We start from the raw sequence: 14068 nt of genomic DNA, 5'->3' as shown, positions 1-14068 counted from the left end.
TGGACAACAGGAAGCCGCGCCTTGCAGCGCGGCTTTTTTGTTCCCAGATGAAGAAGTACGGGCGCGGAGATCAGGGATTGTTGACGGTGTCCTCGACCGCATTGGCGGTTGATTTGACGTCCTTGCCGACGCCACGGACGGTGTTCGCACAAGCCGTGAGGGCCAGGGCGCAGGTCAAGATGGCAATTGGCGTGATGCGTAGCAGTTTCATGGACGGTGTCTCCCTCAATAGATAAATTAGCAGATAAATTAGCGCTACAGCAACGAAGGCCGGCTCGACGGGTTCCATGGCCAAGACGCAAAAAACGAAACCGAATCAAGACGACAGGCTGCTCGTTATCGCCTGTGGGATGATTGCGCGCGAAATTCTGGCCGTCAAGGAACAGCTCGGACTGGATCACCTCGACCTGACCTGCCTGCCGGCGGAATTCCATTTCTACCCGGACCGCATCGCTCCGGCCATGGACAAGGCAATCGAAAAGGCCAAGGCCGAAGGCTACAGCAACATCTTCGTCGGCTATGCCGATTGCGGCACCGGCGGCCTGCTCGACAGGGTCTGCGAGAAGCATGGCGTCGAGCGCATGGCCGGCCCGCATTGCTTCGCCTTCTACCAGGGCATGGAGGCCTACGCGAAGGTCGCAGACGACGACATGATGTCGTTCTACATGACCGACTTCCTCTGCCGGCAGTTCGACGCCTTCTTCATGAAGCCGCTCGGCCTCGACAAGCACCCGGAACTGATCAAGGACTATTTCGGCAACTACGAGAAGCTGATCTATCTGGCCCAGACCAATGATCCGGAACTCGACAAGGTCGCCGAAAAGGCCGCCAAAATGCTCGGTCTCGTTTATGAACGCCGCGCCACTGGCTACGGCGACCTGACGGTCGGAATGGCGCAGGCGGCTGCACACGCCTGAAGCAATTCTTGACCCGCTATGCTCCAACCCTGGATGACAGGCCATCGAGAACGGGTAAGTTGTGCGCCACAAGGCAACAGGCCCTCCAGCCATTCGAACGTGGAAACGCACCGATGACACCTCGCCTCTTGATAGCCGCACTCGGTCTCCTCTGTTTCGCCCTGCCCGCTCATGCCGATGGCGAGATACAGAAACTCATCACCCCAGCCGACAAGGCACGGCTCGACAAATATGGCGAGACCCGCAAGGCAGCCCTTGCCGAGGCGAAGGCAGGCAACCCGGCCGAGGTCAAGCAACTCGATGCCCTGCTGGCAAAGCCGCTGGTGGCCTTTTCCGACAAGGACCTGACCGGCAGTTGGCGGTGCCGCACCATCAAGGCCGGCGGGCCTTTGCCGCTCGTCATCTATGGCTGGTTCAAGTGCAAGGTGACCGACGACGGTTCCGGCTGGCGGCTGGAAAAGATCAGCGGTTCGCAGCGCACCAAGGGCCGCTTCTTCGACGATGGCGAGAAACGCGCGATCTATCTCGGCTCCTTCTATGTCAACGATGATCCGGCAAAGCCCTATGGAAGCGGCCCGCAAACCGACCAGGTCGGCTACGCCTTCCGCAACAGCGCCAAGGAATGGCGCATCGAATTTCCGGCGCCCTACTACGAATCGAAGCTCGATATCATCGAATTCAAGCGCTGACTGTGTATCGAAGGCTGATCACCAAGGATTAACCCGGACACCCTAGCATCCCGTCCATTGTCGAGAACGGGTTGCTTGGAGGGGGCAGTATCCATGGCAGCATTAGAATCCAGTACGCGTCCGATCGTGGTCGTCACCGGGGGCGGCCAGCATGTCTGGGCTATGATCAATGCAATCGCCGATCGCGTTGGTCCTGTCAGCGTCGTCCTCGAAACCCCTGAATCCAAAAAGCAATTGCTGCGTGGCCGGGCTCGCCGCCAAGGCTGGATCTCCGCCATGGGCCAGCTTGGCACGATGGTGCTGAGCAGGTTGGGCAAGCGATTCCTGGCCGGCCATAGCGCGCGATTGATTGCCGAGGAGAAGCTGGAGGTTGAGCCGCGACCAGGCCAGGAGATCATCCAAGTATCCTCGGCCAATGGGCTTGAGTGCCTGCAGGTAATCCAGAAGATCCGGCCAGGCGTTGTGCTGCTCAACGGTTGCCGACTAATCTCGGCGGAGATGCTGAGCAAAATGCCCTGCCCGGTGCTCAATTACCATGCGGGCATCACGCCGAAATATCGCGGCATGAATGGCGGCTATTGGGCTCTGGTATCAGGCGATGCGCAGAATTTCGGCACGACTGTCCACCTCGTCGACGCTGGCGTCGACACCGGTGGCGTGCTGAAGCAGGCGCGCGGACGATCGAAAAAGGGCGACACCATCTCAAGTCACGCGCTACGCCAGACGGCGTTCTCGCGCGACATCTGCGTCGAGGCCGTCAGCGATGCACTGGCTGGAAAACTCACGACGATCGATCCCGGCCTGCCTTCGAAGCTGTGGTATCATCCGACGATCTGGTTCTACGTCTGGACGGGCCTCAGAACCGGCATCTGGTAGCGAGTTCCTCGCCCGTATCCGCATGCCGCACGCTGGCTCTTCCGGCGCGTCGAACCTGCCGCCAGCACACGCCGCAAACGAATAAACCCACCTTTCATTTTACGACATCCAAATGCGTCGCTTTTGAATGCGCGCGCGTCGTCCCATAACAAGCGGCCCCACTGCGCTTCCGGCAATGCTCGCAGATCGAGGAGTGAGAATTCATGGCCGATCTGATCGTCGTCTACTGGCGCGACATCCCAGCCCAAATCATCGTCAAGAAGGGCCGGCAGAACGCCAAGCGCGAACTGCCGCTGCGCTTCACCGAGGCGATCGACATGTGCGCGATGCGCACTGGCGCCGGCGGCACCGACGATTATCTGGCCGAATGGCGCAAGGCCGATCCCGTCCCGGTCGGCGATGACCTCGAAGCCGAGGTCGAGAAGGCATTCAACGATATCGACACGAAATACGACCGCGAGCGGCTGGTCGCCCTGGTCAAGGCAGGCGGCAAAGAAAATGTCTGAAACCATTCCTGCCAAGGATGGCCAAAGGGTTGTCCAGCCGGTTACCCAAGCCACTCTGGTCAAGAAGGCAGCGCCGAAATCCGACTACAAGCCGGCCGACGTGTCGCCGCAGCGGCGCGTGCAGCGTTCCTTTGCGGTTCGGCTGTGGTCGATCAGGCATTCGCGTCTGCTCGAATGGTTCTACGCCAAATTCGCCGACATGTTTCTGCTCCTCCATCCCCTCTGGAAGGGCATAGGCTACGGCCGCGTCGAAGGGCCGATCAAATTCGTCGAGAAGCGCGTCAAGGGCTTCATGTTCGACTGCCGCATGTGCGGCCAGTGCATCTTGTCCTCGACCGGCATGTCGTGCCCGATGAACTGCCCCAAGCAATTGCGCAACGGCCCTTGCGGCGGCGTCCGCGCCAACGGCAATTGCGAGGTCGAGCCCGATATGCCCTGCGTCTGGGTCAAGGCCTGGGAAGGCTCGCAAAACATGGTGCACGGCGACAGGATCCTGACCGTGCAGAAGCCGGTCGACCAGTCGCTGCGCGAAACCTCGGCCTGGCTGCGGGTGACCGCGCAGGCGGCCACCGCGCGCGAAGCGGCCGCTGCCGCCAAGAATGAGACGGCCAACACCGGGGCGTCGGCATGATCGGCCGCCAGCGCGACGAGAACCCGGCTGGCATCCACCTGCCGCTTGAGCCCTTGCCCGGCCACACCTCGCGCGGCCGGCTGGAGCGCGTGCTTAGGCGCGGCGAATTCGCGGTGACGACCGAACTCAACCCACCCGACAGCGCCGATCCCGAAGACGTCTATAACAGGGCGAAGATTTTCGATGGCTGGGTCGACGCCATCAACGCCGTCGACGCATCGGGCGCCAATTGCCACATGTCGTCGGTCGGTATCTGTGCGCTTTTGACCCGCATGGGCTATGCGCCGATCATGCAGATCGCCTGCCGCGACAAGAATCGGATCGCCATCCAGGGCGACGTGCTGGGTGGTGCCGCCATGGGCGTGGCCAACATGCTGTGCCTGACCGGCGACGGCGTGCAGGCCGGCGACCAGCCCGGCGCCAAGCCGGTGTTCGACCTCGACTGCATGTCGCTGTTGGAAACCTGCCGTATCATGCGCGACAATGGCAAGTTCCTGTCCGGCCGCAAGCTGACGACGCCGCCGCAGCTTTTCCTGGGTGCTGCGATCAACCCGTTCGCGCCGCCGATCGATTTCCGGCCGCATCGCCTGGGCAAGAAGATCGCCGCCGGCGCGCAATTCGTACAGAGCCAATATTGCTTCGACGTGCCGATGTTCCGCACCTACATGCAAAAGGTGCGCGACCTCGGCTACACCGAAAAATGCTTCATCCTGGTTGGCGTCGGCCCGCTCGCCTCGGCCAAGACGGCCAAATGGATCCGCTCGAACGTGCCGGGCATCCATATTCCCGATTCAGTCATCAAGCGGCTGGAAGGCGCCCAGGACCAGAAGAAGGAAGGCAAGCAGCTCTGCATCGACATCATCAATGAGGTGAAGGAAATATCAGGCGTTTCCGGCGTTCACGTAATGGCCTACCGGCAGGAGGAATATGTCGCCGAGATCGTCGATGAATCGGGCGTTCTGAGGGGCCGCCAGCCGTGGAAACGTGAGATCCGTCGCGACGACCAGATGGTCGCCGACCGGCTCGACAGCATCTTGCACGACGACATTACCGAAACGCAGGTGGACATGGTGAAGACCGCGCACTGATGTATGTCGCCCAAAAGTGGGAACCGGTTTTGGGACAACGACATACTTTAACTCGAGGCGAAGCGCGGACGGCCACCCATTCGCTTGAACGAAAACAGACAACGATATAAAGAAATCTTTATATCACGGCGGAGAGAATTCATGACCCGTACCATCGTCGCTTCGGCGACACGAGAAATCATCATCGGCTTCGACCAGCCGTTCTGCGTGATCGGTGAACGCATCAACCCGACCGGCCGCAAGAAGCTGGCCGCCGAGATGATCGCGGGCAATTTCGAGACCGTCATCAGGGACGCATTGGAGCAGGCAGCGTGCGGCGCCACCATGCTCGACGTCAACGCCGGTGTCACCTCGGTTAACCCGAACGAGACCGAACCCGGCCTCTTGGTGCAGACGCTGGAGATCGTGCAAGGGCTGGTCGACCTGCCGCTGTCGATCGACAGTTCCGTCACCGCAGCGATCGAAGCCGCACTCAAAGTTGCCAAGGGCCGTCCGCTGGTCAACTCCGTCACCGGCGAGGAAGAAAAGCTCGAAGCCATCCTGCCGCTGGTGAAGAAGTACAATGTGCCTGTCGTCGCCATCTCCAACGACGAGACCGGCATTTCGATGGACCCGGATGTCCGTTTCGCCGTCGCCAAGAAGATCGTGCAGCGTTGCGCCGATTTCGGCATTCCGGCGCATGACGTCGTCGTCGACCCGCTGGTCATGCCGATCGGCGCGCTCGGCGACGCCGGCCGCCAGGTGTTCGCGCTGCTGCGTCGCCTGCGCGAGGAGCTCAAGGTCAACACCACCTGCGGCCTGTCCAACATCTCCTTCGGCCTGCCGCATCGCCACGGCATCAACGCCGCTTTCATCCCGATGGTGATCGGCGCCGGCATGACATCAGCCATCATGAACCCGGTACGCCCGCAGGAAATGGAAGCCGTGCGCGGCGCCAATGTGCTGAACGGCACCGACGAGAACTGCACCAACTGGATCAGAACCTACAAGGATTACAAGCCGGCCGAAGGCGGCCAGGCGGTCGCCGCCCCGACGCAGGTCAATGCGCCGGGCGACGGCGCCGGCAATGGCGGCCGCCGCCGTGGCGGCCGTGAAGCCCGGATGGGCCGAGGATAAGCGCGCAATCGTGAACTCACCTGCAAACATCACCGATCCGCTCGTGCTTTTCATGCCGTCCGGCAAGCGCGGGCGGTTTCCTGTCGGCACACCGGTGCTTGATGCCGCGCGCCAGCTTGGTGTCTATGTCGAAAGTGTGTGCGGCGGACGCGCCACCTGCGGGCGCTGCCAGATCGAAGTGCAGGAAGGCAATTTCGCCAAGCACAAGATCACCTCTTCCAACGACCACATCACGCCCAAGGGCGCCAAGGAAGAGCGCTATGAGCGCGTCCGCGGCCTGCCCGAACGGCGCCGCCTCTCCTGCTCGGCGCAAATCCTCGGCGACCTCGTCATCGACGTGCCGCAGGACACCGTGATCAACGCGCAGACCATCCGCAAGGATGCCGACACCAGGGTCATCGCCCGCGATTCGGCGATCCGCATGTGCTATGTCGAGATCGAAGAGCCCGACATGCACAAGCCGCTTGGCGACCTCGACCGCCTGAAGATCGCGCTGATGCACGACTGGGGCCTGAAAAGCCTCGATTTCGATTTTCATCTGCTGCCGCAGGTGCAAGGTATCCTGCGCAAGGGCAACTGGACCGCGACCGCCGCCATCTACAAGGATGCCGACTCAGAGACAGCGCGCGTCGTGGCGCTGTGGCCCGGCCTCAAGAACGAAGCCTATGGGCTGGCTTGCGACATCGGCTCGACCACCATCGCCATGCATCTGGTATCGCTGCTGTCGGGCCGCGTCGCCGCCTCGTCGGGCACCTCGAACCCGCAGATCCGCTTCGGCGAGGACCTGATGAGCCGCGTCTCCTATGTGATGATGAATCCTGACGGGCGCGAAGGCATGACGGTCGCCGTGCGCGAGGCGATCTCGGGTCTCGTCGACAAGGTCTGTGCCGAAGGCAATGTCCAGCGCAACGACATCCTGGACAGCGTCTTCGTCGGCAATCCGATCATGCACCATCTGTTCCTCGGCATCGATCCGACCGAGCTTGGCGGCGCGCCCTTTGCGCTGGCCGTTTCGGGCGCCGTGCATATCAAGGCATCCGACATCGGCCTGAAGCTTAACCAGGGCGCCAGGCTCTATATGCTGCCTTGCATCGCCGGCCATGTCGGCGCGGACGCGGCGGCGGTGACGCTGTCGGAAGGCCCGCACCGCCAGGACGAAATGATGCTGATTGTCGACGTCGGCACCAATGCCGAGATCGTGCTCGGCAATCGCTCGCGCGTGGTTGCCGCCTCCTCGCCCACCGGCCCGGCCTTCGAGGGTGCTGAAATCTCCGGCGGCCAGCGCGCCGCACCGGGCGCGATCGAGCGCGTGCGCATCGACCCAGACACGCTGGAGCCGAAATACCGCGTCATCGGCTCGGAACTGTGGTCCGACGAACCGGGCTTCCTGGAAAGCGTCCAGGCAACCGGCGTCACCGGCATCTGCGGTTCCGGCATCATCGAAGTGGTGGCGGAGATGTATCTCGCCGGCATCATTTCCGAGGACGGCGTCATCGACGGCGGGCTTTCGGCCCGTTCGCCGCGCGTCACCGCCAACGGCCGCACCTTCTCCTATGTGCTGAAGGAAGGCTCCGCCGCATTGACGGAAGATGGGCCGAAGATCACCATCACCCAGACCGATGTGCGCGCCATTCAGCTTGCCAAGGCAGCGCTTTATGCCGGGACCAAGCTGTTGATGGAAAAGCAGAACACCGAGCATGTCGACCGCATCCATTTCGCCGGCGCCTTCGGCTCCTTCATCGATCCGAAATACGCCATGGTGCTCGGGCTGATCCCGGATTGCGACCTCGACAAGGTCTCGGCCGTCGGCAACGCCGCAGGTGCCGGCGCCCGCATGGCGCTGCTCAATCGCGGCTACCGCCGCGAGATCGAGGACACGGTCAGCAAGATCGAGAAGATCGAGACGGCGCTGGAACCGAAATTCCAGGAGCATTTCGTCTACGCCATGGCCCTGCCCAACAAGGTCGATCCGTTCCCAAAACTGTCGGCAGCGGTGAAACTGCCGCCGCGCAAGACGGTCAGCGAGGACGGTGTTGCCGGCGACGCTGCTCCGCGACGGCGTTCGCGCGAAGGCCACGCCGCCAGGCGTGGACGGGAATAAGCGGCCGCGCCCACCGCCTTTCCAAACTCATTTGCATGCAAATGTTTCCGGATCGCTTGATCCGGAAACCAAAACGCTGTTTTCGTGAAATTCGCCAGATACATGGCAGGCGCATTCAACCGGCATCGAATGGCAGGCTGGAGATATCTTTCAGCCGTCGCAACGCTCCAGAGGAGACAACGATGTCAATGCTCGAAAGCCTCGGCCGCTATGGCACGGCCATCAAGAATGCTCACGACCGCAGCAAGGCGCGGCGCTTGTTGAACAGTCTGCCGCCTGAGATTCAGAAGGACATCGGCTGGCCGGTGTCGCCGCGATCCAGCGAAAAGGCAGCACTCATCAACACCATCTGGAGCGCCGCGCGCTGATGACCTTCGCCGACAAATGCAAATTGCTCGGCATGCGCCGGGGATCACGCATGTCCCCGGCGACCACCAGCAACCGGCTGCGTGCCGCACTTTTGCCGCGCCGCTGAGCATCGCGGCGCGGATCACACCAGCGTGTAGATACGGCGCGAATCTTGACATTTTCGGCCACGGCACGATCTTCGAAGATAGTGGGGGTTCTCTTAGTCGGCTTTGGCCGAAGTTCGCGTATCCGCATGCCAAGTTTGAAAAGCCATGTCGTGTCTTTTGTCCTGCGGCACAGCCGCAAGCAGGCATTTGCCAGTCCGGAAAATCTGCAGCGCTGGATCGCGGCCGCGCGCAAGACCGAGAACCACCGGCCGCCCGCCTCGCTGCACCAGCGTCTCGACATCGAGATGCATACGGTCGATGGCTTCCCCGTCTACGAAATCGCACCCAGGACCGGCGAGCAGAAGCGGATTCTCTACTTGCACGGTGGTGCATATGTCTTTGAAATCACACCCTATCATTGGCACCTAATCGCCGAGATGGCGGATCGGCTGGGCTACGGGATCACGGTGCCGATCTATCCAATCGCTCCCGAACACGATTTCCATGCCATGTTCGGAATGGTTGGCGATGTCTACCGGCAGATGCTCGCCGAGACGGAAGCCGAAGACATCGTCTTCATGGGCGATTCCGCCGGCGGCAATATGGCTGTGGTGCTGACCATGATGGCCGCCGAAGAAGGACTGCCCCTGCCGTCGCGGCATGTGCTCATTTCGCCGGGTCTCGACGTGTCGCTCACCAATCCCGCAGTGTTCGAGGCGGAACGCAACGACCCTTGGCTGGGCATAGCTGGCGGACGAGAGGCAATTCGCCTGTACAGTGCCGGCATCGATCCCAGCGATTGGCACATCAGCCCGGTCTATGGAGATTTGTCCGTGCTGCCAAGAACGCTGCTTTTGACCGGCTCGCGCGATCTTTTGACTCCCGACAATCTGATCTTCGCCGAAAAAGCCCGCGCAGCCGGCGTTGAAATCGATCTTGTCTATGAGGAAGGCATGTTCCACGTCTGGCCGCTGATCGACATGCCGGAAGCCCGGCGCGCCCGCGAGCGCATCGTCGCCTTTCTCGGGGAGAGCCGGATCGTGCACGATACGAGAGTAAGGCATGAACAGCGCCCCGCCGAAGCGGCGGAGTAGCTCTATACTATCGTCCTTGCCAGCCGGTCAGAACTTGCCGGTTTCCCGGAAGACTTCGAAAGTCGCGCGGATGTGGTCGGCAACGGCCTTGACCGGGGCACTGGCATCCGGCGCCACCACCATTGCCAGATTGTAGGTCCCGATGTCGGGCATGCCGTCCTTCGGGCAGAGTTCGACCATGTCGTTGCCGAGGAACGACTTCGGCAATGGCGCCACGGCGAGATCGGACATGATCGCGGCGCGCTGGCCGGCCGTGTGCGCGCTCATATAGGCGATGCGGTAGTTGCGGCCCTCGCGGCCAAGCGCGTCGAGCGCCCCGGCACGCCAGGCGCAGCCCTCTTCCCACAGCGATACCGGCAAGGGCTCGCGCAGATGCGCACAGCCGCCCTTGGCGCCGGCCCAGACGATCGGCTCGGTCAGCAGCACCTCGGCGCCGAGCGCGCTGGTCTTGTAGGAATTGGTCAACAGCGTGATGTCGAGCGCCCGGTCGTCCATGCGCCGGCGCAGATTGCTGCTCTGGTCTATGGTGACGTCGACGGCGATCGACGGATGCGACTGCGCGAAACGCTTCAGCACATGCGGCAGCACGCGCTCACCGTAATCGTCCGGCGAGCCAAGCCGCACCACACCGACAATGTCGGGAATGATGAACTTCGACACCACCTCGCGATTAATGGACAGCAGCCGGCGGGCATAGCCGAGCAGCATCTCGCCGTCCGTGGTCAGCGACACCGAGCGAGCGTCGCGCGCGAACACGGAGCGGCCGAGAATGTCCTCGAGCTTCTTGATCTGCATGGAAACGGCCGACGGCGTGCGGAACACGGCATTGGCGGCGGTGGTGAAGCTGCCGGTCTCGGCAATCGCCACGAACGTGCGCAAAACATCGAGATCGAGCAGTGGCAGCGGATGATTGAGCGGGGCGTTCATGGCAACCGACCTTCAATTTTTCTGATACAAAACATCATTCCATTTCGTTTGATTGAACATCAGATTGGGAGGATAGTCAACTCCATCGAAGCAGTAGCTGCCACGAGCAGCCATGAAACGACCTCGACACAGACCTGCATTCGACACGAAATGAAGTTGAAACAAACCCGCAGTAGCCAACTCGCTGTCTGGCACTAGCCAACCCAAAGGAGAAAGAGATGTCTATCCTGTCGTCCCTTGGTCGCATCGCGACCGAATTCAGCGCGGCACGCGCCCGCTACCAGACCGAGCGCGCTATCCGCTCCCTGCCGATCGAACTGCAGAAGGATATCGGCTGGCCTGAAGCTTCCGACACCAAGACCGGTACTCGCAATGGCATCGGATCCTGGGCTGGAGCAAAGTAGATCGTGTGTACCATGTGCTGAAGGCCTGCCGCGCAGCCCGCCCGGCAGGCCTTCTCTGTTTTATTTGTATTCAACAGAGCTTTGGAGCCATGTCGCCGGCGCATGACGCATATGAGAAAGCCGCATAGCAGCTCCTGTTTCCAATTAATGCCTTGTAAATAATCGTAAATTTTGGGCACCTTGCTCAAATCTGTCGCAATCGATGTCGCATTTCATATCAAGCGCTTCGCTTTTGCGATTTAGTTTCTGCTTACACAAGCCTATATCAGCGCCAGCAAACGAGCTGCCCCACTCCATCAAGCGAAGGCGACCCGTCTAAGCAACAAATGGAGATGATTATGAAGCTTTTTGCACGCCTCTTTGCCCGCCGCGAAATGAACCTGACCACCGCTCTCGAGCGTCAGCGTCTTGCCAACACCATGCCCGGCCAGACCGGCGCCATGAATGCGGCGCGCCTCGGCTTCATCGCCTGAAGATTTCTAGAGGCAGCGCATCCCTGCCGCTGCTTTAAAATTGCAACACCGCCTGGCTCCAGCCAGAGCGGCGTTTTGTTCTGTGCGCAGGCCGTACGTTGCCCGTCCCTTGAACAGTTCGTGCCACTTCCAGGGCTCGCTGCACGCCGATTGCCCATTTGCGACCCATGTCGCAAATTTAATCTTGTCGTAGCGGCGTAGCCGATTGACAGACATGGTTTTTCCTGATGTCGCTATGCTATTCGCGACATCCTGTTCGCGCCATGGCTGTGTGAGGTTCCCTTGAACGCGGTAAAGCATCCGATCAAGCGATCGTTTGTATTCTTCCTTATTCCCGATTTCACCATGATCGCTTTTGCGACCGCGCTCGACCCGCTGCGCTCGGCCAATCGCATGCTCGGCTACGAGGCCTATCGCTGGCGCCTCGCCAGCATCGACGGCAAGCCGGTGCGCGCCTCGAACGGGGTCGAATGCGCGGTCAACACCTCGCTCGAGGATGAGCGCAAGAAGATGGCCGGCCCCGACCGGCCGAACATGGCCATCGTCTGCAGCGGCATCAATGTCGAGCGTTATCAGAACAAGTCCGCCTTCGCCTGGCTGCGCGAGGAATACAATCGCGGCGTCGCCGTCGGCGGCCTGTGCACCGGCGCGCATATCCTCGCCGCCGCCGGCCTGTTGTCCAACAAGCGCTGCGCCATCCACTGGGAGAACCTGCCGGGCTTTTCCGAGGCGTTTCCGAAGGCCAATGTCTTTGCCGACCTCTTCGAGATCGACCAGAATATCTACACCTGCGCCGGCGGCACTGCCGCGCTCGACATGATGCTGAAGCTGATCGGCGACGACTTTGACGAGAACCTCGTCAACCGCGTCTGCGAGCAAGTGCTGACCGACCGCGTACGCAGCCCCACCGACCGCCAGCGCCTGCCACTACGCGCCCGCCTCGGCGTCCAGAACTCGAAGGTGCTGACCATCATCGAACTGATGGAGGGCAATCTGTCGGAGCCGCTGTCACTGATCGAGATCGCCGACCATGTCGATCTGTCGCGCCGCCAGATCGAGCGGCTGTTCCGCACCGAGATGGGCCGCTCCCCTGCCCGCTACTATCTGGAAATCCGGCTCGACCGCGCCAGGCATCTCTTGATCCAGTCGTCGATGCCGGTAGTCGAGGTGGCGGTCGCCTGCGGCTTCGTCTCGGCATCGCATTTCTCCAAATGCTACCGAGAACTCTACGCCCGCTCGCCGCAGCAGGAGCGCGTAGACCGCAAGCAGCTGCTGGCGGCCTGATCCGATACGCCCACGGACAAACAGGCTATTTCATGATATCGTCAGGCAGCGGCGCCCCGCTGCCTGGAACCAACCTCAGTAATCGTCGCAGGTGCATTCCGCCGAGGAGATACGGTCGTTCCAGTCACTGCCGCCCAAATTGCGGATCCTGCGCGTGATCTCGATCGAGCGGCCGCCCATCCTAGAATCCTCATAGGCCACGAGCGTGCAGCCGCGGCGAACGATCACCGACGACACACGGTCATTCCAGAACTGGCCGCCACGAAAATTTACGGAATCCTCGGCACCCATGCCGATGGACCGCCCGCGAAAATTCCCGTTCTCGAACATGATACAGGCAGCCTGGTTGTATTGGGCGCTGGCGACGTCGGCATACAGCACGGACGCGACTGCGGTCAGGATGGCAAGACGTCTCATCGGTTTTTCCTCGGTTCGGCAGCGCTCCTGGCTGGGTCACGCGGCCTGCCCAGTTTGCCACTGCTTCGGTCGCGGAGGCAAGCCTGGAGCGTAAGCCCGAACAGGTAGGCAGCGGGGCAAGAGCGGGAGCCGGTTCGGCAAAGATCACGCTCAATGGGGAAGAGCTTTAGCGGCTGTCGAACATCCAGCTGCGGTTTCGCCACATTTTCTCGCCGACCAGACAGTCGGTGGTGGATCTCTCCTGTGCCAATATCACCGGCGGATGCGCGGCTTCTTCCGCCGCCCATTGCGGCGAGGCCGGGCCGGCGAGTTCCAACACCAGCTTGCGGCGAATGGCTTCGGGAAACTGCGTCCAGTCATTGACCGGGATCATGAAGGCTCCGGGACCACCAATGACGCAGTCGCTGTAGTAGCGATCGAGATTGCTGACGTCGTAGGCGCCGGTGAAGCCGCCTCGCGTCATCAGCGGCAGGCCGTTGATGACGATGCCTTGCTTGATCAGCTCGTCGCGGGTCAGGTTGACCGGCGCGCCCTGATTGTTGGGGCCGTCGCCCGAAATGTCGATGACCCGCTTCGTGCCTCGGTAGCCGCTTTCGGCGAACAGGTCGTTGCCGAACTCCAGCGCTCCGGAGATCGAGGTGCGCCGCGCGCTGTTGGGCGGCTGCGCCGACAACTGCGCAACCACGCGCTCGGCGTCGGTGCGGCTGGCGATCACCGTCCACGGCACGATGACGCGCTGCCAGGTGGTACCGGCCCATTCGACATAGGTGACGGCGATCTTGCCATGGGCGCCGTCGGCAATGGCCTGCAGCACATTGTCGTGCGTCAGCGCGGCTGCGTAGCCATGACGCTGGATCTCGAGCTCGTCCGGTGACATCGACAGCGAGACATCGACGGCCAGCACCAGCTCGACATCGACGGGCTCGTCAGCAAGGGACGCCGGCGCCAACCAAAACGTCAGCGCGAACGCGGCACAGCCCGAAAGCAAATGTCTAGCACAGGCAAAAGCAGACATTCCGCAAGGGTAAGCGAAAGCAGCCCGTTTAAAAAGGGAAAAGCCCGACCAAGGCCGGGCTTTGCGTTCTCAAAT

17 protein-coding genes are annotated in these 14068 nt (G+C 61.6%); 13 read left to right on the top strand and 4 right to left on the bottom strand.

Going from position 1 to position 14068, the window contains the following annotated elements:
• Positions 1-70: 70 nt before the first annotated feature.
• Positions 71-211, bottom strand: coding sequence for an entericidin A/B family lipoprotein (locus NKH06_RS00560; protein ID WP_023812312.1), 141 nt, complete (start codon positions 209-211; stop codon positions 71-73).
• A gap of 76 nt (positions 212-287) precedes the next feature.
• Here NKH06_RS00560 and NKH06_RS00555 point away from each other — a divergent pair, with 76 nt between their 5' ends.
• The 10 genes from NKH06_RS00555 to NKH06_RS00510 all read left to right on the top strand — a co-directional run bounded on the left by NKH06_RS00555 (position 288) and on the right by NKH06_RS00510 (position 9473).
• A complete protein-coding gene (locus tag NKH06_RS00555; RefSeq protein ID WP_352439868.1) occupies positions 288-917 on the top strand; it encodes a DUF1638 domain-containing protein in 630 nt (209 codons plus the stop codon).
• Positions 918-1030: 113 nt separating this feature from the next.
• On the top strand, positions 1031-1606 hold the full coding sequence (locus tag NKH06_RS00550) for a DUF4893 domain-containing protein (RefSeq protein ID WP_352609524.1): 576 nt from the start codon (positions 1031-1033) through the stop codon (positions 1604-1606).
• 93 nt (positions 1607-1699) lie between these two features.
• Positions 1700-2482 (top strand): formyl transferase, encoded by a 783-nt coding sequence (locus tag NKH06_RS00545; RefSeq protein WP_352609522.1) that lies wholly within the window; start codon positions 1700-1702, stop codon positions 2480-2482.
• 203 nt (positions 2483-2685) lie between these two features.
• A complete protein-coding gene (locus NKH06_RS00540) occupies positions 2686-2988 on the top strand; it encodes a virulence factor (RefSeq protein WP_023812316.1) in 303 nt (100 codons plus the stop codon).
• Entirely contained in the window at positions 2981-3619 is a 639-nt protein-coding gene (locus tag NKH06_RS00535; RefSeq protein ID WP_128304382.1) for a methylenetetrahydrofolate reductase C-terminal domain-containing protein, read from the top strand. Before NKH06_RS00540 ends, NKH06_RS00535 begins: the two co-directional genes overlap by 8 nt.
• The gene (locus NKH06_RS00530) at positions 3616-4707 is read left to right on the top strand and encodes a methylenetetrahydrofolate reductase (protein ID WP_128304383.1); all 1092 of its coding nucleotides are present in this window, start codon (positions 3616-3618) and stop codon (positions 4705-4707) included. The genes NKH06_RS00535 and NKH06_RS00530 overlap by 4 nt, the downstream gene beginning before the upstream one ends.
• Before the next feature lie 141 nt (positions 4708-4848).
• Entirely contained in the window at positions 4849-5823 is a 975-nt protein-coding gene (locus NKH06_RS00525) for a methyltetrahydrofolate cobalamin methyltransferase (RefSeq protein WP_023812319.1), read from the top strand.
• The gene (locus NKH06_RS00520) at positions 5774-7924 is read left to right on the top strand and encodes an ASKHA domain-containing protein (protein WP_128304385.1); all 2151 of its coding nucleotides are present in this window, start codon (positions 5774-5776) and stop codon (positions 7922-7924) included. Before NKH06_RS00525 ends, NKH06_RS00520 begins: the two co-directional genes overlap by 50 nt.
• A 188-nt stretch (positions 7925-8112) precedes the next feature.
• Positions 8113-8292, top strand: coding sequence for a hypothetical protein (locus NKH06_RS00515; RefSeq protein WP_348629751.1), 180 nt, complete (start codon positions 8113-8115; stop codon positions 8290-8292).
• Positions 8293-8525: 233 nt separating this feature from the next.
• Positions 8526-9473, top strand: coding sequence for an alpha/beta hydrolase (locus NKH06_RS00510; protein WP_128304386.1), 948 nt, complete (start codon positions 8526-8528; stop codon positions 9471-9473).
• Positions 9474-9500: 27 nt separating this feature from the next.
• On the opposite strand, the gene NKH06_RS00505 is transcribed toward NKH06_RS00510, so the two are convergent.
• Positions 9501-10400: a LysR substrate-binding domain-containing protein gene (locus tag NKH06_RS00505; RefSeq protein WP_127291815.1), complete on the bottom strand. Its 900-nt coding sequence runs from the start codon at positions 10398-10400 to the stop codon at positions 9501-9503.
• A 218-nt stretch (positions 10401-10618) separates the two neighbouring features.
• Between NKH06_RS00505 and NKH06_RS00500 the strand changes: the two genes are divergently transcribed.
• From NKH06_RS00500 to NKH06_RS00490, 3 genes are all read left to right on the top strand, one after another.
• On the top strand, positions 10619-10804 hold the full coding sequence (locus tag NKH06_RS00500; RefSeq protein WP_013531162.1) for a hypothetical protein: 186 nt from the start codon (positions 10619-10621) through the stop codon (positions 10802-10804).
• A 338-nt stretch (positions 10805-11142) separates the two neighbouring features.
• The gene (locus tag NKH06_RS00495) at positions 11143-11277 is read left to right on the top strand and encodes a hypothetical protein (RefSeq protein ID WP_023812324.1); all 135 of its coding nucleotides are present in this window, start codon (positions 11143-11145) and stop codon (positions 11275-11277) included.
• Between the two features lie 345 nt (positions 11278-11622).
• Entirely contained in the window at positions 11623-12561 is a 939-nt protein-coding gene (locus tag NKH06_RS00490; RefSeq protein ID WP_348625597.1) for a GlxA family transcriptional regulator, read from the top strand.
• Positions 12562-12636: 75 nt separating this feature from the next.
• On the opposite strand, the gene NKH06_RS00485 is transcribed toward NKH06_RS00490, so the two are convergent.
• Both NKH06_RS00485 and NKH06_RS00480 read right to left on the bottom strand, forming a co-directional pair.
• Positions 12637-12978, bottom strand: a complete 342-nt coding sequence (locus NKH06_RS00485) for a peptidase inhibitor family I36 protein (RefSeq protein ID WP_023812325.1) — start codon at positions 12976-12978, stop codon at positions 12637-12639.
• 166 nt (positions 12979-13144) lie between these two features.
• Complete coding sequence (locus NKH06_RS00480) at positions 13145-13993, bottom strand: DUF1194 domain-containing protein (RefSeq protein WP_352439861.1); 849 nt, start codon at positions 13991-13993, stop codon at positions 13145-13147.
• Between the last annotated feature and the right edge of the window lie 75 nt (positions 13994-14068).

This window comes from Mesorhizobium sp. M1342, assembly GCF_040317955.1.
Lineage (GTDB): Bacteria > Pseudomonadota > Alphaproteobacteria > Rhizobiales > Rhizobiaceae > Mesorhizobium.
The sequence above is the reverse complement of the archived record's forward strand: the minus strand, read 5'-3'. Positions and strand labels throughout refer to the sequence as shown.

Coding starts and splice junctions, on each gene's coding strand:
- NKH06_RS00530 (WP_128304383.1), top strand. CDS start 3,616: ATGATCGGCCGCCAGCGCGACGAGAACCCGGCTGGCATCCACCTGCCG.
- NKH06_RS00560 (WP_023812312.1), bottom strand. CDS start 211: ATGAAACTGCTACGCATCACGCCAATTGCCATCTTGACCTGCGCCCTG.
- NKH06_RS00550 (WP_352609524.1), top strand. CDS start 1,031: ATGACACCTCGCCTCTTGATAGCCGCACTCGGTCTCCTCTGTTTCGCC.
- NKH06_RS00500 (WP_013531162.1), top strand. CDS start 10,619: ATGTCTATCCTGTCGTCCCTTGGTCGCATCGCGACCGAATTCAGCGCG.
- NKH06_RS00555 (WP_352439868.1), top strand. CDS start 288: ATGGCCAAGACGCAAAAAACGAAACCGAATCAAGACGACAGGCTGCTC.
- NKH06_RS00490 (WP_348625597.1), top strand. CDS start 11,623: ATGATCGCTTTTGCGACCGCGCTCGACCCGCTGCGCTCGGCCAATCGC.
- NKH06_RS00480 (WP_352439861.1), bottom strand. CDS start 13,993: ATGTCTGCTTTTGCCTGTGCTAGACATTTGCTTTCGGGCTGTGCCGCG.
- NKH06_RS00540 (WP_023812316.1), top strand. CDS start 2,686: ATGGCCGATCTGATCGTCGTCTACTGGCGCGACATCCCAGCCCAAATC.
- NKH06_RS00515 (WP_348629751.1), top strand. CDS start 8,113: ATGCTCGAAAGCCTCGGCCGCTATGGCACGGCCATCAAGAATGCTCAC.
- NKH06_RS00525 (WP_023812319.1), top strand. CDS start 4,849: ATGACCCGTACCATCGTCGCTTCGGCGACACGAGAAATCATCATCGGC.
- NKH06_RS00520 (WP_128304385.1), top strand. CDS start 5,774: ATGGCGGCCGCCGCCGTGGCGGCCGTGAAGCCCGGATGGGCCGAGGAT.
- NKH06_RS00510 (WP_128304386.1), top strand. CDS start 8,526: ATGCCAAGTTTGAAAAGCCATGTCGTGTCTTTTGTCCTGCGGCACAGC.
- NKH06_RS00495 (WP_023812324.1), top strand. CDS start 11,143: ATGAAGCTTTTTGCACGCCTCTTTGCCCGCCGCGAAATGAACCTGACC.
- NKH06_RS00505 (WP_127291815.1), bottom strand. CDS start 10,400: ATGAACGCCCCGCTCAATCATCCGCTGCCACTGCTCGATCTCGATGTT.
- NKH06_RS00535 (WP_128304382.1), top strand. CDS start 2,981: ATGTCTGAAACCATTCCTGCCAAGGATGGCCAAAGGGTTGTCCAGCCG.
- NKH06_RS00545 (WP_352609522.1), top strand. CDS start 1,700: ATGGCAGCATTAGAATCCAGTACGCGTCCGATCGTGGTCGTCACCGGG.
- NKH06_RS00485 (WP_023812325.1), bottom strand. CDS start 12,978: ATGAGACGTCTTGCCATCCTGACCGCAGTCGCGTCCGTGCTGTATGCC.